The following is an 18,160-nucleotide window of genomic DNA, read 5'->3' on the forward strand; positions in this document are numbered from 1 at the left end:
CTGCATTGGTGACTGAGGTTACCGAGGCAAGTGTTCGCCGTGCCCTGCGCCGGGCGTCGGACGGCAAGGCGATCGACCCGGGCGAGGCTGAGGCGTTGCTGGCCGCCGCCGGGGAGCAGCTCGACGAACTGCTGACGATCGCGGGCGGGGTGCGTGACGCGGGACTGCGGGAGGCGGGGCGGCCGGGTGTCGTCACGTACTCCAAGAAGGTCTTCATCCCGCTGACCCGCCTGTGCCGGGACCGCTGTCACTACTGCACGTTCGCGACCGTGCCCCACCGCCTGCCGGCCGCGTTCCTGGAGCGCGACGAGGTGCTGGCGATCGCCCGCGAGGGTGCGGCCCAGGGCTGCAAGGAGGCGCTCTTCACGCTGGGCGACCGGCCCGAGGAGCGGTGGGACGCGGCCCGGCAGTGGCTGGACGAGCGCGGCTACGACTCCACCCTGGACTATGTGCGGGCGTCCGCGATCGCGGTGCTCGAGGAGACCGGTCTGCTTCCCCACCTGAATCCCGGCGTGCTGAGCTGGGCCGACCTCCAGCGCCTGAAGCCGGTCGCGCCGAGCATGGGCATGATGCTGGAGACGACCGCGACCCGGCTCTGGTCCGAGAAGGGCCAGCCCCATTTCGGCTCGCCCGACAAGGAGCCCGCGGTCCGCCTGCGGGTGCTCGACGACGCCGGCCGGGTGGGCGTGCCGTTCACCACCGGCATCCTGATCGGCATCGGGGAGACGCCGGCCGAGCGGGCCGACGCCATCTTCGCGATGCGCCGGACGGCCCGCGAGTACGGGCACATCCAAGAGGTGATCATCCAGAACTTCCGCGCCAAGCCCGACACGGCGATGCGCGGGATGCCCGACGCCGAGTTGCGCGAGCTGGCCGCCACGGTCGCCGTCTCGCGGATCATCCTGGGGCCGCGGGCCCGCATCCAGGCGCCGCCCAACCTCATCGACGCCGAGTTCGATCTGCTCCTCCGCGCCGGTATCGACGACTGGGGCGGCGTTTCCCCGGTCACCCCCGATCACGTGAACCCGGAGCGGCCGTGGCCGGCCATCGACCACCTGCGTGAGCTGTCGGAAAAGTCCGGGTTCATCCTTCGGGAGCGCTTGACGATCTACCCGGAGTACGTCCGAAGAGGAGAGAACTGGCTCGATCCTCGCCTGGCCGCGCACGTGGCGGCGCTGGCCGGCCCCGACGGGCTGGCGAACGAAGAGGCGATGCCGGTCGGTCTTCCGTGGCAGGAGCCGGACGACGCGTACGGAACCGGCCGGACCGACCTGTTCGAGACCATCGACACCGAGGGCCGGACCGGCGACCGGCGCGGCGACTTCGACAGCGTCTACGGCGACTGGGACGAAGTGGCGGCCCACGTCGCCGTGGCGCCCAAGCTGCCGACCGACGTGCTGGCCGGCCTCAAGCTGGCCGCCGAAGACCCGGCCGCGCTGCTGCTGGAGGCCAACGAGGACAAGGCCCTGGCCCTGTTCAACGCGGATGGCTCGGCGCTCGACGAGCTGGCCCGGCTGGCCGACGACGTGCGCCGCGACGTCAACGGCGACGACATCACGTACGTGGTGAACCGGAACATCAACTTCTCCAACGTCTGCTACGTGGGCTGCCGGTTCTGCGCGTTCGCCCAGCGCGAGCGAGACGCCGACGCCTACCGGCTGTCCGTGTCGCAGGTCGCCGACCGGGCCGAGGAGGCGTGGCGGGACGGCGCCTCCGAGGTCTGTATGCAGGGCGGCATCGACCCCAAGATGCCGGTCACCGCGTACGCCGACCTGGTGCGCGCGGTGAAGGAGCGGGTGCCGGGGATGCACGTCCACGCGTACTCGCCGATGGAGATCGTGACCGGGGCGGCCAAGGCCGGCGTCTCGGTGCGCGAGTGGCTGACCGCCCTCAAGGAGGCGGGCCTCGACACCATCCCGGGCACCGCGGCCGAGATCCTCGACGACGACGTGCGCTGGGTGCTGACCAAGGGCAAGCTGCCCGCGGCGGCCTGGGTCGACGTGGTGACCACCGCCCATCAGGTCGGCATCCGGTCCAGCTCGACGATGATGTACGGCCACGTCGACCACCCGCGCCAGTGGCTGGGCCATTTCCGGGTGCTGTCCCGCATCCAGGACGAGACCGGCGGCCTGACCGAGTTCGTGGCCCTGCCCTTCATCCACACGAACGCACCGATCTACCTGGCCGGCATCGCCCGCCCGGGCCCGACGCCGCGGGAGAACCGGGTGGTGCACGCGATGGCCCGGCTGCTGCTGCACGGCCGGATCGACAACATCCAGTGCTCCTGGGTGAAGCTGGGCGACGACGGCACCCGCCAGATGCTCAACGGCGGTTGCAACGATCTCGGCGGCACCCTGATGGAGGAGACCATCTCCCGGATGGCCGGCTCGGAGCACGGCTCGGCGCGCACCGTCGCCCAGTTGAAGGAGCTCGCGGCGACCGTTGGTCGCCCGGCGGTGGAACGAACGACGGTGTACGGGCGACGCTAAGTCACAAATTGGGTAAAATCGGACGGGATGCGCCGCGTCGGCGTTACCAAGGCGCGGCTCTGACAGATAGGGCTGGAACGGGACCACGAGGTGTGCGGACGCCTCGGGGAAACGGGCCTATTTATCAGGTTCGGCTTGACGACGCACGCATTACACGCGTGTAATTTCGGGTGGGGTTGCGGGGGAGGGCGGCGCGAGCCGCGTCCCGCCCGCAAGAACACGCCGCGTGCGTGGGGGGTCGCGCCGGGTTGACGCTCGGCGCAGGAATTGGAGGCACGCCGATGGAAGCGCAGGTGGAAGGGGTCGACCTGCTCGGGGACGCACCCGAATGGCAGGAGCGGGCGCTGTGCTCGCAGACTGATCCGGAGGCCTTCTTCCCGGAGAAGGGCGGCTCGACCCGCGAGGCGAAGCGGATCTGCGGTCGCTGTGACGTCAAGGGCGAGTGCCTCGAGTACGCACTGGGGCACGACGAGCGCTTCGGCATCTGGGGTGGGCTGTCGGAGCGGGAACGCCGCAAGTTGAAGCGCCGGGTGGCCTAGCGGCCACACGCCCCCGAATAGTGGGCGCGGTGGGCGCGGTGGGCGCGCTAGGCGAGCTCGTCGGGATCGACGCCGAGCAGGTTGGCGACCTGCTCGATGATCACATCGTGGACGAGGTCGGCGAGGTCTTCACGATCCATCGCCCGGAACTCCAGCGGTCGGCGGTAGAGCACGATCCGCGGTGGCAGTTCCTGGCGACCGGGCCGGCCCGGCAGCAGCCGGGCCAGTGGGACCTCGCCGTCCTCCAACACGTCGGAGTCGTAGACGTTGAGTTCCGGCGGCACATCCTCGACCGCGAACTCGACGCCGGCCAGCTCCTTGGCATAGCGCCGCTCGAGCGCCTCGACGGTGTCGAGCACCAGGTCGTCGAAGATCTCGGCCTTGGTGCGGGCCAGCGGCACGGTGGCGGGCACGAGCCGGCCCCGCAGACCACGGCCGTGCCGGTCGCGGCGGGCGGGACGGCCCGGCCCGGCGGAGCGTGCCGCGCGGCCCGGTTCGGCGGTCCGGCGGCGGTCGGGGCTGGTGGTCACGTGTGAACTCTAGTCCGGTCGCCGCCGATCTAGCGCTCTTGCTGGTCGCATGGAGTTTCTTCGCGGCGAATTCGCCTATAAGGGGCGGCGTGTCGCCCGGTCATGGCCGAATCGTGATGCATGGTGGTACGGCGTGTCGCGACTTCCGGCGTCTCGGGGGAGATAACGTGCCGCCGTGAGGTCCCCACGGCGCTGCTCCCGAAACGGCTGTCCTCGACAGGCCGTCGCCACCTTGACCTACGTCTACAACGATTCCACCGCCGTGGTCGGGCCGCTCGCGGCCTTCGCCGAACCCCACACGTACGACCTCTGTGAACCCCACGCGCGCAGCCTCACCGCCCCCCGAGGCTGGGAACTCGTCCGCCACGACGGCGAGTTCGCCCCGCCCCCGCCCACCACCGACGACCTCGTCGCCCTGGCCGACGCGGTTCGCGAAGCGGCCCGCCCGGCGCCCCCGCCCCGCCCCGACGAGCACGACCACATGCCCGGCCAGCAGACCGGCCGCCGCGGCCACCTGCGGGTCATCCCGCCGGGTTAGAGAGCCCCCACCGCACCAGGTCCCGGCGGACGCCGGCGATCAGGTCACCCTCTTGCGTCCAGGCCAGCGCGGTCGCCGGGTAGGCCAACGTGAGAGCCTCGGTCTCGTCGCCGGACGATGGGTCCACGACTGACAGCGAGCAATCCGCCCGCGCGATCGCCACGAGCGTGTCGCTGCTCGCGATCGCCGTGATCCGGCCGTCGCCGCCCTCGTCCAGTGCCGTGGTCTCGCCGGTGCTCAGGTCGCGTACCCGAGCCTGATCGTCGAGGGCGACCACCACCCGGCCGTCGCCGCACCACCCGACGACCCGCTCGCCGAACTCGGCCGAGTCGACGGCCCCGGTCGGGATCGGCCGGTCGGCGGCCAGATCCCAGAGCTGGAACGGACCCGGGAAGCGGCTGACCGCCGCGCGCCCGCCCCGGATCGCGATGCCGCTGGCGTGGTTGTCGCCCGGGATCACCGAGGTGCGCGTGCCGGTCACGAGGTCGATCCGGGCGATGGTCCGGTCGCACCCGGCCGTGTACGCGGTCGTGCCCAGCATGGCGATCACCCTGATCTCACCGCCCTGATCGGCGATGACGCCGTCGACAACGCCGTCGGAGAGGGGCAAGCGATGCAGGACGTCGTCCGGCGAGCCGTTGACGTCGCCGCCGCCGGCCAGCACCTCGATCCGCCCGTCCACCTCGACCGTGGCCACCGCCCGCACCGGGCCGTGCACCGCGCCGTCCTCAGCCGACAAGAACGAGCCGTCGGCCAGGGACCAGGCGGCGACCGTCCCGTCCGATGCTCCGGCGATCACCCGGCCGTCGGGGCTCAGCGTGAGGGCGGTGATCGTGCTCGTGGCGCCGTGCCCGATCGGCGGCAGGTCGGCGCCGGCCGCCCACACGGCCACGGCCCGGTCCTCGGGCGACGCGGTGATCACCTCGCCAGGCTCGCCCGGGCGGACGTCGGCCCAGCCGGTCGGCCCGGCCAGCACCGGACCGGCCGCACGGTCGGCCTCGACGTCCCAGAGCGTCACGGCCTCGTCGTCGGCGATGGCCAGCAACCGCCGGCCGTCCGGGGTGACGAGCCCGGCGAGGTGGGTGGCCCAGCGCCGCCAGGGCACGCCGAGCACGGCCCGGCCGGCGATCTCCACGCTCCCGTCCATGCCCAGCACGGCCAGCCGATCGGGCACGTCCGGCCAGGTCGCCAGCGCGCAGGCGCGGCCGCTGATCGGGGGCGTGGCGATCGGTGAGCCGGTATGCAGGTCCCAGGCGTGCAGGGCGTCGCCGGCCCCGAACGCGGCCAGGTGGCCGTCCCAGGAGAGGACCGCCACCGCGTTCAGCCGGTCGCCGCCGGCGTCGAGGACCCGTACCGTCTCGCGGGCGGCCAGATCGACCACCCGTACCTGACCGCGCAGATCGGCCGTGACCAGCGCGGGCCCGCCCTCGAGGCCCGCGATGGCCAGGCCCTGCACGACGTCACCGGCGCCCGGCAGCGGCGTCGCCGAGCCGGTGAGCAGGTCGACCAGCCACGGCGTGTCGCTCCAGCCGCAGGTCACCGCGACCGGTCGCCGGTCGAGCTCGGTGACGACCAGCGAGTCGCCGCCCACCCCCGGAACCTCCCGAAGCAGCTCGCCGGTCCCGGCGTGCCAGATCTGCAGAACGGTCTCGGCGTCGTCCTCCTCGACCACGTCGTCGGACGTGGTGACCAGGACCGGGACGCCGTCCACGGCGGTGGCCGCCACCGCCACCGTGAACGTCGCCGGGAAGAGCCGGAGCAGCCGCGGGTCGTCCCCGGCCGTGGTCCACCGCACAAACATGCGGACGACCCTAACGAGTGGCGAGCTCCGCGATCTCCTCCTCGCTGAGCAGCCGGCTGCGGATCAGGAACCGTACGCCTTCGGGCGCCTCCAGCGAGAAGCCGGAACCGCGCCCTTTGACCACGTCCACCGTGAGGTGCGTGTGCTTCCAGAGCTGGAACTGGGACTTGGACATCCAGAAGGTCACCGGCTCGGCGATGCCGTCGATGCGCAACGCCTCCAGGAGCACGTCCGACGCGCCGGTACGGAACTCACCCTCGAGGTAGCACATGGGTGAGCTGCCGTCGCAGCAGCCGCCGGACTGGTGGAACATCAGCGGACCGTGTTGCACCCGCAGCGACCGCATCAGGTCGGCCGCCGCGGGTGTCACGTCGACTCGTGTCACTGTCATTCCTCAGCGGCCTAGGCCGGTTTTTCACATTTGTTCGTCATCACGGCGCCTCCAGGGCAAATTTGAAAACCGGCCTAGAAGAAGCCCAGAGCCTTGGGCGAGTACGACACCAGCAGGTTCTTGGTCTGCTGGTAGTGGTCCAGCATCATCTTGTGGTTCTCCCGGCCGATGCCGGACTGCTTGTAGCCACCGAACGCGGCGTGCGCCGGGTAGGCGTGGTAGCAGTTCGTCCACACTCGACCGGCCTTGATGTTGCGGCCGGCCCGGTACGCCGTGCTGCCGTTCCGGGTCCACACGCCGGCGCCCAGGCCGTACAACGTGTCGTTGGCGATCTTGATCGCGTCGGCGTAGTCGGAGAACGAGGTCACCGACACGACCGGCCCGAAGATCTCCTCCTGGAAGATCCGCATGGTGTTGCTGCCCTCGAAGATCGTCGGCTGCACGTAGTAGCCGCCGGCCAGGGTGCCGCCGAGGTCGGCCCGGCCGCCGCCGATCAGCACCTTGGCGCCCTCCTGGCGACCGATGTCCAGATAGGACAGGATCTTCTCGAGCTGGTCGTTGGAGGCCTGCGCGCCGACCTGGGTGTCGGTGTCCAGCGGGTTGCCCTGCTTGAGGTTCTCCACCCGCTTCACGCCGGCGGCCAGGAAGTCGCTGTAGTGCCCCTGCTGGATCAGCGCGCGCGACGGGCAGGTGCAGACCTCGCCCTGGTTGAGCGCGAACATCGCGAAGCCCTCGAGCGCCTTGTCCATGAAGTCGTCGTCGGCCGCCGAGACGTCGTCGAAGAAGATGTTCGGGCTCTTGCCGCCGAGCTCGAGGGTGACCGGGATGAGGTTCTCCGAGGCGTACTGCATGATCAGACGCCCGGTGGTGGTCTCGCCGGTGAACGCGACCTTGGCGACCCGGCTGGACGACGCCAGCGGCTTGCCCGCCTCGACGCCGAAGCCGTTCACGATGTTCAGCACGCCCGGCGGGAGCAGGTCGCCGACCAGCGACATCAGGTAGTGGATGGAGGCCGGGGTCTGCTCGGCCGGCTTGAGCACGACCGCGTTGCCGGCGGCCAGGGCGGGCGCGAGCTTCCACACGGCCATCAGGATCGGGAAGTTCCACGGGATGATCTGGGCGACCACCCCGAGCGGCTCGTGGAAGTGGTAGGCGACGGTGTCGTCGTCGATCTCGGCGAGCGAGCCCTCCTGGGCGCGGATGGCGCCGGCGAAGTAGCGGAAGTGGTCGATCGCCAGCGGCAGGTCGGCGGCCAGCGTCTCGCGGACCGGCTTGCCGTTCTCCCAGGCCTCGGCGACCGCGAGCTTCTCGAGGTTCGCCTCCATCCGGTCGGCGATCTTGTTGAGGATGTTGGCGCGCTCGGCGGGCGAGGTGCGGCCCCAGGCGTCGGCCGCGCCGTGCGCCGCGTCGAGGGCGCGCTCGACGTCCTCGGCCGTGCCGCGGGCGATCTCGCAGAAGGTCTCACCGGTGACCGGCGTGGGGTTGTCGAAGTACTGACCCTTGACCGGCGGCACGTACTCGCCACCGATGTAGTGGTCGTAACGGCTCTCGTAGTTGACGATCGCACCGTCGGTGTTGGGCGGTGAGTAGATGGTCATGCTGGTCGCCTCCGTGTTGGGGGACTCACGATGAGTGCGACGCTAGTTACGGGAACGTTGCAAGGACGTTGCAAAGTCAAGGTCAAGAGCTTTTGCGGGTACGGGCGCAGAAGAGTCCCGTGGTTTCAGCGGACCGCCGTCGTGGTCAAGGCCGCACGCCGCCGCCGGGTCGGCGGGTGCGGAGGCCGAAATCGGCGGCGAGCCGGCCGACGCGGTTCAGCGCCGCGCCCCGGGCCGGCGAGCGGGCCGGGAGCAGCGCGGCATACATCTCCCACATCTCCAGATCGTCGGCACCCCACGAGGAACGGACCCACTTCTCCAGGAGGGTGTGGTCGGCCCGCCGGAGCAGCGTGTCGCGGAGCCGGGTCTCGAGCGCGCGCCGCAGGCGGACCACGCCGGGGGCGTCCGAGGCGGGCAGCAGCGGGCCGGCGTACTCGGACAGGGCTTCGGCCACCCGGCCGGCGTCGAGGTGGTCGGTGACCGTGCTGAAGTCGGCGCTCAGGTCGGCGTGCAGCCGGTAGGGGCGGGAGTCGAGCAGCTCGGGCCCGAGGATCCGGCGCAGCCGGGAGAGCTCGGCCCGGACCGTGACCGGGTTCAGATCGTCGAGATAGAGGTCGAGGCCCAGCTGGTCCCCGGTGCGTCCCTCGGGGTGCGTCAGCAGCAGGACCAGCAGCTCGGAGTGGCGGCGGCCGAGCCGGAGCCGCCGGCCGCGGTGGGTCAGCAGGGCCTCGTCGCGGCCCAGCACCGCCACCGTGGGCGTGACCCCGGACGAGCGGCGTTCGGTGGCGAGGAACGCCTCGGCGGCCAGGGCGGTCGCGCGTACCAGAGCCAGGCTGTGGGGGTTGGCGAGGTGGTCGCCGCCGGTCACGTCGATGGCGCCGAGCAACCGGCCGGTGGCGGGGTCGTGGATCGGGGCGGCCGCACAGGTCCAGCGCTGCACCGGCCGGCTGAAATGTTCGGTGGCGAAGATCTGCAGCGGGTGGTCGACGGCCAGCGCGGTGCCCGGGGCGTTGGTGCCGGCGTGCGCCTCGTCCCAGCGGGCCCCCGGCACGAAGTTCATCGCGTCGGCCGCGCGCAGCACCGTCGGCGTCCCCTCCACCCAGAGCAGCCGCCCGTGCGCGTCGCAGACCGCCATCAGGTGGTCGCCGTCGTCGGCCAGCCCGCCGAGCAGGTCGCGGAAGATCGGCAGCACCCGGGCCAGCGGGTGGGCCGCCCGGTAGGCCTCCAGGTCGCCGTCGGCGATCTCGATCGGGGCGGTGCTCTCGGGCGTGATCGCGTCGGCCGAGCGCCGCCACGAGTCGGCCACCACGCTGCGGATGGCCGCCGGACCGCCGATCTGATGGTCCCCGGTGACGAACCGTTCGTGGGCACGGCCGACCTGCCGGATCCGCTCAGCCGGATCGGCACCCAGGTCGAGGGCGAGCCACGGGTTGGCCATGCCCCCATCGTGACCCGCATCACCGCTCTGGACAACTGGCCTAGCCTCTGGTGCGTGGATTGGCCGTCAACTCCCAGCGAAGCCTTCGCGATTCAAGACGAATTGCGCCCGCAACTGCTCGATGGGCCGGTGCCGATAACGCCGTCGACGTTCGCCGGGGTGGATGTTGCCTACGGCGAGGACCGGCTGGCCGCGGCTGTGGTGGTGCTCGAGGCGGACCTGTCGGTCCGGGAGACCGCGGTGGTGATCGGTGAGCCGGCCTTCCCGTACGTGCCGGGGCTGTTCGCGTTCCGCGAGCTTCCCGCCGTACTCGACGCGTTTTCGCAGTTGAAAGACCAGCCGGAGGTGGTGGTCTGCGACGGGCAGGGCCGGGCTCATCCGCGTCGCTTCGGTCTGGCCTGCCACCTGGGCGTGCTGCTCGACCTGCCCACCCTCGGCGTCGGCAAGACCCGGCTGGTGGGCGAGGCGGACGAGCCGGGGGAGCGGCGGGGCGACCGGTCGGCGCTGATCGACCGTGGCGACGAGGTGGGCGCGCTGTTGCGTACCCAGGATCGGGTCAAACCGGTGTACGTCTCGGCCGGCCACCGCATGGACCTGGACACCGCCTGCGCGCTGACCCTCCGCCTGACGTCCCGCTACCGCCTGCCCGAGACCACCCGGGCCGCCGACCACGCGTGCCGCGCCGCGTTGAAAAGCGCCACGCGTTGAGAAGCGCGCCGCAATGAAAGATGCCTCGTTGCAACGAGGCCGAGACGCATGCTGCGCGGTTGCGGCCGTTCCGCTACCCGTGCTCCGTTAGTCTCGCGACAGGATCCCCAGGGCTGAGGAGCGAGCATTGTCTGATCTGTCGCAGATCGTCAAGGCGTACGACGTCCGTGGCGTCGTCCCCGACCAGTTCGACGAGGCGGCGGCCCGGGCGCTGGGCACCGCGTTCATCGAGATGCTGCGGGAGTCCGGCGACGACGCCGACCGGATCGTGATCGCCCACGACATGCGGGCCAGCGGTCCCGGCCTGGCGGCGGCGTTTGCCGAGGGCGCCAACGCGGCCGGCTCGGCCGTCCTGCACATCGGCCTGGGCTCCACCGACCAGCTCTACTACGCCTCCGGCGCGCTCGGCCTGCCCGGGGCGATGTTCACCGCGAGCCACAACCCGGCCCAGTACAACGGCATCAAGCTGTGCCGGGCCGGCGCCCGCGCGATCGGCCAGGACAGCGGCCTGGCGATCATCCGCATCCGGGCCCAGGAGCTGCTCGACGACCTCGACCGGGTCGCCGACGGGCCCCAGCGGGTGGAACACCTCGACCTGCTCGCCGACTACGCCGCCCACCTGCGCTCGCTGGTCGACCTGTCCGGCATCCGGCCGCTCAAGGTGATCGTCGACGCCGGCAACGGGATGGGCGGGCACACCGTGCCGGCCGTGCTCGGCGACCAGGTGCTGCCGGCGCTGCCGCTGACCATCGTGCCGCTCTACTTCGAGCTGGACGGAACGTTCCCCAACCACGAGGCCAACCCGCTCGACCCGGCCAACCTGGTCGACCTGCAGGAGGCCGTGCGGACCCGGGGCGCCGACCTCGGCCTGGCCTTCGACGGCGACGCCGACCGCTGCTTCGTGATCGACGAGAACGGCGACCCGGTCTCGCCGTCCGCGATCACCGCGCTGGTCGCCAAGCGTGAGCTGGCCAAGTTCCCGGGCAGCACGGTCATCCACAACGTGATCACCTCGCTCGCGGTGCCCGAGATCATCGCCGAGAACGGCGGCAAGCCGCTGCGCAGCCGGGTCGGCCACTCGTTCATCAAGGCCGAGATGGCCCGCACCAACGCGGTGTTCGGCGGCGAGCACTCGGCGCACTACTACTTCCGCGACTTCTGGTTCGCCGACACCGGCATGCTGGCCGCCCTGCACGTGCTGGCCGCGCTGGGCGAGCAGGACCGGCCGCTGTCCGGCTTCGCCGCCGAGTTCGAGCGCTACTCCGCCTCTGGTGAGATCAACTCCACGGTCGCCGACGCCAAGGCCAAGACCGCCGAGGTACGCGCGGCGTACCCGGACGCCACCTTCGACGATCTGGACGGGCTCACCGCCACGCTGGCCGACGGCGCCTGGTTCAACCTGCGGGCCTCGAACACCGAGCCACTGCTGCGGCTCAATGTGGAGGCGCCCAAGCCCGACCGCATGGCCGCCCTCCGCGACGAGGTGCTGGCCATCGTCCGAGGTTAGGATCTGCAGGTTGCCTCCGACCGCCACCCCATAAGGGAGCCTTCTCTGTGGCCCTCGATCCGCAGTTGCTGGACATACTGGCGTGCCCGGACACGCACCACGCGCCGTTGACGCATGACGCCGACGCGCAGACGCTGACCTGCACCGAGTGCGGTCGCGTGTTCGAGATCCGGGACGACATCCCGATCCTGCTGCTCGACGAGGCCCGGCTGCCGGGGGAGGCCCGATGACCGTCCCGCTGGAGGGTGCGGCCGGGGTCAACGGCCACCGGCACGTCGACGAGTCGCTGCTGGACGACGAGCAGGCCATGCTGGCCAGCGACCCGGGCGGCATGCTGCGGGCCACCGCGTCGGCCGGCGCCCAGGTGCGCGAGGCGGCGGCCCTGGCCGCCGAGGCCGACCTGACCGGGCTGGCCGAAGAGGGCCGGCCGCGGGCCGTCGTGGTCGCCGGCATCGGCACCGCCGGCCTGACCGGCAACATCCTGTCCACCGTCGCCGGTCCGCGCTGCCCGGTGCCGATCGTCGGCCACCGCAGCTCGGCGCTGCCGGGCTGGGTCGGCGCGGCCGACGTGGTGATCGCCGTCTCCGGCAGCGGGCGCAGCCCCGAGGCGCTGGCGGCGGCCGACGCCGCCGCCCGGCGTGGCGCGCGCCTGGTGGCCATCGGCAGCCCCGACTCCGAGTTGCAGGCGATGGCCGAGCGCGCCCGCGCGCCGTTCATCCCGGTGCCGCGCCGCGCGCCGGCCCGGGCCAGCCTGTGGGGGCTCACTGTGCCGGTGCTGATCGCCGCCCGCAGCCTCGGCCTGGTCAAGGTCAACGAGGCCGATGTGGCCGAGACCGCGACCCGGCTCGACGCCGACGCCGAGCGGTCCCGTCCCGGCGCCGAGTCCTTCGTCAACCCGGCCAAGGCGCTGGCCCTGGGCCTGGCCGGCTCGGTGCCGGTCATCTGGGGCTCGTCCCCGCTGGCCACGGTGGCCGCCCGCCGGTTCGCCGACACGCTGGCCGCGAATGCCCGCTACCCGGTGATGGCCGGTTCCCTGGGCGAGGCCGGCCGGGGCCGGGTCGGCCTGCTCGACGGCGTGTTCGGCGGCCTGGCCGAGTCGTCCCGGGACATCTTCGCCGACCCCGAGGACGAGGCCGACGAGGTCGCGTCGACCCGGCTGCGGCTGGTGATCTTCCGCGACGGTGGCCTCAACCCCGAGGACGATGCGGACGAGCCGATCGCGGTCGAGGAGCGCCGGGCCGACGCCGTGCAGACGCTGGCCGAGCGCCGCGGCGTGCGCTGCGACGTGCTGGTGGCCGAGGGCGGCTCGGCCCTGGAACGGCTGGCGTCGCTGGTCGCGGTGCCCGACTTCGCCTCGCTCTACCTGGCCCTGGCCCACGGGCTCGACCCGATGGCGGTGCCGGCGATCGACGAGATGAAGGAACTGAGCAACCCGAAGCCGGAGGGCCGAGCGTGAGCGCGGGCGGCGGCACCCGGGCGATCATCGCGGCCCTCGCGGCCAACCTGGGCATCGCCGTCACCAAGTTCATCGCCTGGCTGCTGACCGGGTCGTCGTCGATGCTGGCCGAGTCGATCCACTCGGTCGCCGACTCCGGCAACCAGGCCCTGCTTCTGCTCGGCGGCAAGCGCTCGCGGCGCAAGGCCACCCCCGACCACCCCTTCGGGTACGGACGGGACCGCTACATCTACGCCTTCATCGTGGCGATCGTGCTGTTCAGCGTCGGTGGCCTGTTCGCGCTGTACGAGGCGTACCACAAGATCTCCCACCCCGAGCCGATCGAGAGCTGGCAGTGGGTCCCGATCGTCGTGCTGATCATCGCGATCGGCCTGGAGAGCTTCTCCTTCCGCACGGCGATCAAGGAGTCCAACCACACCCGCGGGAACATCTCCTGGGTCCAGTTCGTGCGCCGGGCCAAGGCGCCCGAGCTGCCGGTGGTGCTGCTCGAAGACCTCGGCGCCCTGATCGGCCTGATCTTCGCCTTCTTCGGCGTGGTGCTCACCCTGCTGACCGGCAACGGCGTCTGGGACGGCATCGGCACCGCGGCGATCGGCCTGCTGCTGGTGTGCATCGCGATCATCCTGGCGATCGAGACCAAGAGCTTGCTCCTCGGCGAGGGCGCGACGCCCGAGGACATCCGCAAGATCGAGCAGGCCTTCCTGGCGGGCGAGGGCGTCGAGCGCATCATCCACATGAAGACCCTCTATCTCGGTCCGGAAGAGCTGCTGGTCGCGGCGAAGATCGCGGTGCCGCGGTCGGAACGGGCCGACGAGATCGCCACGCACATCAACGAGGCCGAGTCCCGGATCCGGGCGGCCCTGCCGATCGCCCGGGTGATCTACATCGAGCCCGACATCTACCGGCCGGCGGCCACGCCCGCGGCCGAGGCGGCACCCCCGGCGCACGCGTCATGAGCGGCGTGCACGGGCTCGTCGGCAACGTCCGGCCGTACGCCTGGGGTTCGCGCACCTTCCTGGCCGAGCTCCAGGGCCGGCCCGCCCCGACCGACCAGCCCGAGGCCGAGATGTGGCTGGGCGCCCACCCGGGCGACCCGTCGACGCTGCGTGGGCACGACGGCCCGGCCAGCCTGGCCGACGTCATCGAGGCCGACCCGGCCGGTCAGCTCGGCGCGCCGGTGGTCGAGGAGTTCGGCCCGCGACTGCCCTACCTGGTGAAGGTGCTGGCCGCGTCGGCGCCGCTGTCGCTGCAGGCCCACCCCGACCTCGCGTACGCGCGGACGGCGTTCGCCGCGCAGGAGGCCGACCCGTCGCTGCCGCGCAACTACACCGACGCCAACCACAAGCCCGAGATGCTTGTGGCGCTGACCGAGTTCCAGGCCCTGTGCGGCTTCCGCGATCCGTCGGTGTCGGCCGACGTCCTGGAGTCCTTCGGCGTGCCCGCCCTGGCGCCGGTGGTGGCCGCCCTGCGTACCGGGCCCGCCGGTCTGGCCGAGGCCGTGCGGCTGCTGCTCAGCTGGCCCGCCGACGACCGGGCGTCGCTGGTGGCCGCCGCCGACACGCCGCTCGCGCGCGGCCTGGCCAAGGGCTACCCGTCCGACCCCGGCGTGTTGGTCGCGCTGCTGCTCAACCACGTGACGCTGCGTCCGGGCGAGGCGATCTGGATGCCGGCCGGCAACCTGCACGCCTACCTCGAGGGCGCCGGCGTGGAGATCATGGCGGCCAGCGACAACGTGCTGCGTGGCGGGCTGACCCCGAAGCGGGTCGACGTCGACGAACTGCTCCGGGTGTTGCGCTTCGAGGTTCTGGCCGACCCGATCCTGCCGGCCACCGAGGTCGCGCCGGGCGTCTCCACCTGGGAGGTGCCGATCCGCGACTTCCGGCTCTACTGCCTGGAGTTGTCGGGGACGCGGCCGCCCACGACGGTGCCGGCCGAGGGCCCGCGCATCATCCTCGGCGTCGAGGGCGACGCGTTTGTTGCCGAGGGGCACGGGACACCGGTCGAGATCACGCCGGGGACGGCCGCGTTCGCCCCGGCGTCGGCCGGCCCGATCTCGGCCGCCGGCACCGGCACGATCTTCGTCGCCGCCCCGGCCTAGCTCGGCCTCATTCGGCGAACGCCTTCCGCTTGCACTCCTGCATCTTGGGCGAGCCGGCGTCACCGTTCGGGCCGATCTCGGTCAGGCCGAATTCGGCGGTGTCCGGGTCGGGGGCGGTCAGCTTGTAGCCGGCGTCCTGGGCGCAGCGGTACCAGGCACGCTGGTTGTCCTTGAACGTCGCCGGGTCTGTCCGTTTCTGGTGGTCGTCGTACGCCTCCGGCTGCTTGGCCAGGCAGGCTTCGAGCACGTCCTTGCCTTCCGGGTCGTCGGCCGGCGTCACGCCCTTCAGGAGCAGGGCGTCGGCGTCCCGCTTCCACTTGGGGCCACCCTTCGCCACCAGGCAGGCGACCCAGGGCTCGCTCACCGCCCGCCGTTCGTCGTCGGTGGCGTCGACGGGGTACACCGGTCGCTGGCCGGCGGCCGCGGCCGCCGCGCTCGACGGCGCCGCCGAGGTCCGGAGGGAGGCCACCTTCGGCGGTTCGGTGTCCGTTCCGGAACAGCCGGCGAGGAGGAGGACGAGCCCGGCGGCACAGCGGCTCAGCCGCATCTGAGGAGACATGGCGAGGACCCTCACAGGGCGATGTCAGATTCCTGTTGGGGTGGCGCGCTGGATCTCGGATCCGCGCTACTCAAACTTCTCGAATCGGAAATTTCCGGATTTGCTTGACATGAGCGTGCGCGGAGTGTGAAGCTACAAACACGCAGCGTCATTGGTGATCGGGGGGTCCCACGGACGCGCGCGGTACCAAACCGGGGGGATGAACGGGGCGGCGGGTCTTTGACCCGTCGCCCCGTTCGCTGTCCAGGGGTTCATGCCGCCGACCGTTGAAGAAGGCCCCGTCCACGCCGCTGGACGGGGCCTTCTCACAAGCCCGGCGGTTGCCGCCACCGGTGGTGCTTTCGTTGTCATTAAGCACCCGGTCACCTCCTGTCTGCAAGTGCATATGGCGCTATGCAAGTTGCAGAACGTATCCATCCCGGTACGGTGTTCGCGTGGCAAGGCCGACATCAACGGCACGACGGGAACTGGGTGACGAACTACGTCGCCTCCGGGGGGAACGGCGCGGCGCGTCGGTGGCTCGCCTGCTGGGCTGGTCGGAGTCCAAACTGAGCCGGATCGAGACGGCGCGGACCGGCATCAGCGAGCCCGATCTCGACCGCCTCCTCAGCACCTACGGCGCCCAGTCCGACATCCGCGACCGGCTCCATCACCTGGCCCGGCGCGGCCGCGATCGGGTGTGGTGGACGCCGTACCGGTCGTCGGTCCCGGCGCCCTACGACGAGTACGTCGCGCTCGAGGCCGAGGCCGTCGCGCTCCAGGAGTGGGAGACCCAGATCGTCCCGGGCCTGCTCCAGACCGACGAGTACGCCCGGGCCGTGATCGAGGTCGGCGCCGACATCGGCGACCCTGAAACGATCCACCGCCGTCTGGCGCTGCGGATGGCCCGGCAAGCGGTGCTGGTCCGCGACCCTCCGCCGCGGCTGACCGTGGTGCTCGACGAGGCCGTGCTGCACCGCGAGGTCGGTGGCCGGGGCGTGTTGCGCCGGCAGTTGCAGCGGCTGCACGAGGCGAGCATGCGCCCCGGCGTCGAGCTGCTGGTGCTGCCGTTCTCGGCGGGCGCGCACGCGGCGCAGTCGGAGTCCTTCATGATCTTCGAATTCGCCGGCAACGCCCGCGGCCCGATTGTCCACAGCGAGGGCCTGACCGGGGGTTTCTTCCACCTCAAGGAGGATGAGGTGAGCGTCTTCCGGGAGGCCTTCGACGACGTCCGCGCCCGGGCCCTCGACGCCGAGGCGAGCCGCGACTGCTTCACCCGATCGAGCGACTACCTTCGCTGACCGCTGGATCGTTCCCCAGGATGGATCACAAATCTCCGGGGAGGGGATGTCTTGACCGATAACAAGCTGGTCTGGCACAAGAGCAGCCGCTCCGGCGCCGCGGGTCATTGCGTGGAGGTGGCGGAGACCACCGCGACCGTCTACGTGCGGGACTCCAAGGACGCCGCCGGACCGATGCTGCGCTTCACGGCGCCCGAGTGGGGCGCCTTCATCAAGGGTGTGCGTGACGGCGAGTTCGACCGTCAGTGAGCCCTCTCGTCCGACGGGCGGTCCCGGATAGATCCGGGGCCGCCCGTTCGTTTACATCACAAGCTCCTTGACGGACAGGGCCTCGCGATGCCTAAGGTATGCCGAACCTAAGTTAGGAATGCCTTAGCAAAGGAACCGTCATGCTCGCGACCTACCTCATCGGTCTGCGTGAGGGTCTGGAAGCCACGCTGGTGGTCAGCATCCTGATCGCGTTCCTGGTGAAGTCCGAGCGCAAGGACCGGCTGATCCAGGTCTGGGCCGGGGTCGCCCTGGCCGTCGCGTTGTCCGTCATCTTCGGCTGGCTGCTCAGCTACACCGAGACCACGCTGCTCCAGAAGTACGAGCACCGCGAGCTGTTCGAGGCGATCACCTCGATCGCGGCGGTCGGCTTCGTCACCTGGATGATCTTCTGGATGCGCCGCGCCGCCCGGTCCATCGCCGGTGAGCTGCGCGGCAAGATGCAGGACGCGCTCGGGGTCGGCTCGGTCGCGGTCGGCGTGATGGCCTTCCTGGCCGTGGTCCGCGAGGGCCTCGAGACCTCGCTGATCTTCTACTCGGCCGTCCAGGGCGCCTCGAGCAACAGCGGGCCGTTGCTGGCGCTGCTCGGCGGGATCGGCACGGCCGTCGTCATCGGATTCCTGATGTACGCCACGGCGATCCGGATCAATCTGACGGTCTTCTTCACCGTGACCGGCGCCCTGCTCATCCTGGTCGCCGCCGGCATTCTCAAGTACGGCGTGCACGACCTCCAGGAGTCCGGCGTGCTCCCGGGCCTCAACAACCTGGCCTACGACATCAGCGGCACGCTCGACCCCAGCGCCTGGTACACCGCGCTGCTCACCGGCATGTTCAACCTCACCCCGACGGCGTCGGTGGTCGAGGTGATCGCCTGGGGCGCGTACGGCCTGCCGGTCCTCTTTCTCTTCCTCCGCACAAGAAAGTCCACCCCGGCGCCCGTGGCCGCGCCTCAGCAATAGGA

General features: G+C 71.3%; 18 protein-coding genes. 12 read left to right on the forward strand and 6 right to left on the reverse strand.

What is annotated here, in order from left to right; translation table 11 throughout:
* Nucleotides 1-5 precede the first annotated feature (5 nt).
* On the forward strand, nt 6-2,489 hold the full coding sequence (locus tag AB0M54_RS24640) for a bifunctional FO biosynthesis protein CofGH (RefSeq protein WP_364473983.1): 2,484 nt from the start codon (nt 6-8) through the stop codon (nt 2,487-2,489).
* 281 nt (nt 2,490-2,770) lie between these two features.
* Complete coding sequence (locus AB0M54_RS24645; protein ID WP_285690347.1) at nt 2,771-3,028, forward strand: WhiB family transcriptional regulator; 258 nt, start codon at nt 2,771-2,773, stop codon at nt 3,026-3,028.
* A 47-nt stretch (nt 3,029-3,075) separates the two neighbouring features.
* Here AB0M54_RS24645 and AB0M54_RS24650 read toward each other — a convergent pair whose 3' ends face one another.
* On the reverse strand, nt 3,076-3,441 hold the full coding sequence (locus AB0M54_RS24650) for a metallopeptidase family protein (RefSeq protein WP_364319053.1): 366 nt from the start codon (nt 3,439-3,441) through the stop codon (nt 3,076-3,078).
* Between the two features lie 292 nt (nt 3,442-3,733).
* On the opposite strand from AB0M54_RS24650, the gene AB0M54_RS24655 reads away from it, so the two are divergent.
* Complete coding sequence (locus AB0M54_RS24655) at nt 3,734-4,096, forward strand: DUF3499 domain-containing protein (protein ID WP_364318904.1); 363 nt, start codon at nt 3,734-3,736, stop codon at nt 4,094-4,096.
* Here AB0M54_RS24655 and AB0M54_RS24660 read toward each other — a convergent pair.
* The 4 genes from AB0M54_RS24660 to AB0M54_RS24675 all read right to left on the reverse strand — a co-directional run bounded on the left by AB0M54_RS24660 (nt 4,080) and on the right by AB0M54_RS24675 (nt 9,324).
* Entirely contained in the window at nt 4,080-5,897 is a 1,818-nt protein-coding gene (locus AB0M54_RS24660) for a WD40 repeat domain-containing protein (protein ID WP_364473985.1), read from the reverse strand. The two genes, AB0M54_RS24655 and AB0M54_RS24660, sit on opposite strands and share 17 nt — an antisense overlap.
* 10 nt (nt 5,898-5,907) lie before the next feature.
* Nucleotides 5,908-6,288 (reverse strand): DUF779 domain-containing protein, encoded by a 381-nt coding sequence (locus tag AB0M54_RS24665; RefSeq protein ID WP_364318908.1) that lies wholly within the window; start codon nt 6,286-6,288, stop codon nt 5,908-5,910.
* A 74-nt stretch (nt 6,289-6,362) separates the two neighbouring features.
* Nucleotides 6,363-7,886 carry an aldehyde dehydrogenase gene (gene adh, locus AB0M54_RS24670; protein WP_364473987.1) on the reverse strand — a complete coding sequence of 508 codons (1,524 nt, stop codon included), beginning with the start codon at nt 7,884-7,886 and terminating at the stop codon, nt 6,363-6,365.
* A gap of 145 nt (nt 7,887-8,031) precedes the next feature.
* A complete protein-coding gene (locus tag AB0M54_RS24675) occupies nt 8,032-9,324 on the reverse strand; it encodes a GAF domain-containing protein (protein WP_364318912.1) in 1,293 nt (430 codons plus the stop codon).
* Nucleotides 9,325-9,378: 54 nt separating this feature from the next.
* Here AB0M54_RS24675 and AB0M54_RS24680 point away from each other — a divergent pair, with 54 nt between their 5' ends.
* From AB0M54_RS24680 to manA, 6 genes are all read left to right on the forward strand, one after another.
* A complete protein-coding gene (locus AB0M54_RS24680; RefSeq protein WP_364318914.1) occupies nt 9,379-10,032 on the forward strand; it encodes an endonuclease V in 654 nt (217 codons plus the stop codon).
* 127 nt (nt 10,033-10,159) lie between these two features.
* Nucleotides 10,160-11,539, forward strand: a complete 1,380-nt coding sequence (locus AB0M54_RS24685) for a phosphomannomutase/phosphoglucomutase (protein ID WP_364473988.1) — start codon at nt 10,160-10,162, stop codon at nt 11,537-11,539.
* A 47-nt stretch (nt 11,540-11,586) separates the two neighbouring features.
* The gene (locus AB0M54_RS24690) at nt 11,587-11,769 is read left to right on the forward strand and encodes a Trm112 family protein (protein ID WP_364318918.1); all 183 of its coding nucleotides are present in this window, start codon (nt 11,587-11,589) and stop codon (nt 11,767-11,769) included.
* Entirely contained in the window at nt 11,766-12,995 is a 1,230-nt protein-coding gene (locus AB0M54_RS24695; protein WP_364318920.1) for an SIS domain-containing protein, read from the forward strand. The genes AB0M54_RS24690 and AB0M54_RS24695 overlap by 4 nt, the downstream gene beginning before the upstream one ends.
* Nucleotides 12,992-13,951: a cation diffusion facilitator family transporter gene (locus tag AB0M54_RS24700; RefSeq protein ID WP_364318922.1), complete on the forward strand. Its 960-nt coding sequence runs from the start codon at nt 12,992-12,994 to the stop codon at nt 13,949-13,951. Before AB0M54_RS24695 ends, AB0M54_RS24700 begins: the two co-directional genes overlap by 4 nt.
* A gap of 5 nt (nt 13,952-13,956) precedes the next feature.
* Nucleotides 13,957-15,093: a mannose-6-phosphate isomerase, class I gene (gene manA / locus AB0M54_RS24705; protein WP_364319055.1), complete on the forward strand. Its 1,137-nt coding sequence runs from the start codon at nt 13,957-13,959 to the stop codon at nt 15,091-15,093.
* A 7-nt stretch (nt 15,094-15,100) separates the two neighbouring features.
* Here manA and AB0M54_RS24710 read toward each other — a convergent pair whose 3' ends face one another.
* Nucleotides 15,101-15,652, reverse strand: coding sequence for a hypothetical protein (locus tag AB0M54_RS24710; RefSeq protein ID WP_364473990.1), 552 nt, complete (start codon nt 15,650-15,652; stop codon nt 15,101-15,103).
* A 434-nt stretch (nt 15,653-16,086) separates the two neighbouring features.
* Between AB0M54_RS24710 and AB0M54_RS24715 the strand changes: the two genes are divergently transcribed.
* The 3 genes from AB0M54_RS24715 (at nt 16,087) to efeU (ending at nt 18,158) form a co-directional block, all read left to right on the forward strand.
* Nucleotides 16,087-16,932: a helix-turn-helix transcriptional regulator gene (locus tag AB0M54_RS24715; protein WP_364473992.1), complete on the forward strand. Its 846-nt coding sequence runs from the start codon at nt 16,087-16,089 to the stop codon at nt 16,930-16,932.
* Between the two features lie 51 nt (nt 16,933-16,983).
* A complete protein-coding gene (locus AB0M54_RS24720) occupies nt 16,984-17,181 on the forward strand; it encodes a DUF397 domain-containing protein (protein ID WP_364318928.1) in 198 nt (65 codons plus the stop codon).
* 140 nt (nt 17,182-17,321) lie between these two features.
* Nucleotides 17,322-18,158, forward strand: a complete 837-nt coding sequence (gene efeU / locus AB0M54_RS24725; RefSeq protein WP_364473994.1) for an iron uptake transporter permease EfeU — start codon at nt 17,322-17,324, stop codon at nt 18,156-18,158.
* Nucleotides 18,159-18,160: the final 2 nt, after the last annotated feature.

The sequence above is a fragment of the Actinoplanes sp. NPDC051470 genome (assembly GCF_040682035.1).
Classification (GTDB): domain Bacteria; phylum Actinomycetota; class Actinomycetes; order Mycobacteriales; family Micromonosporaceae; genus Actinoplanes.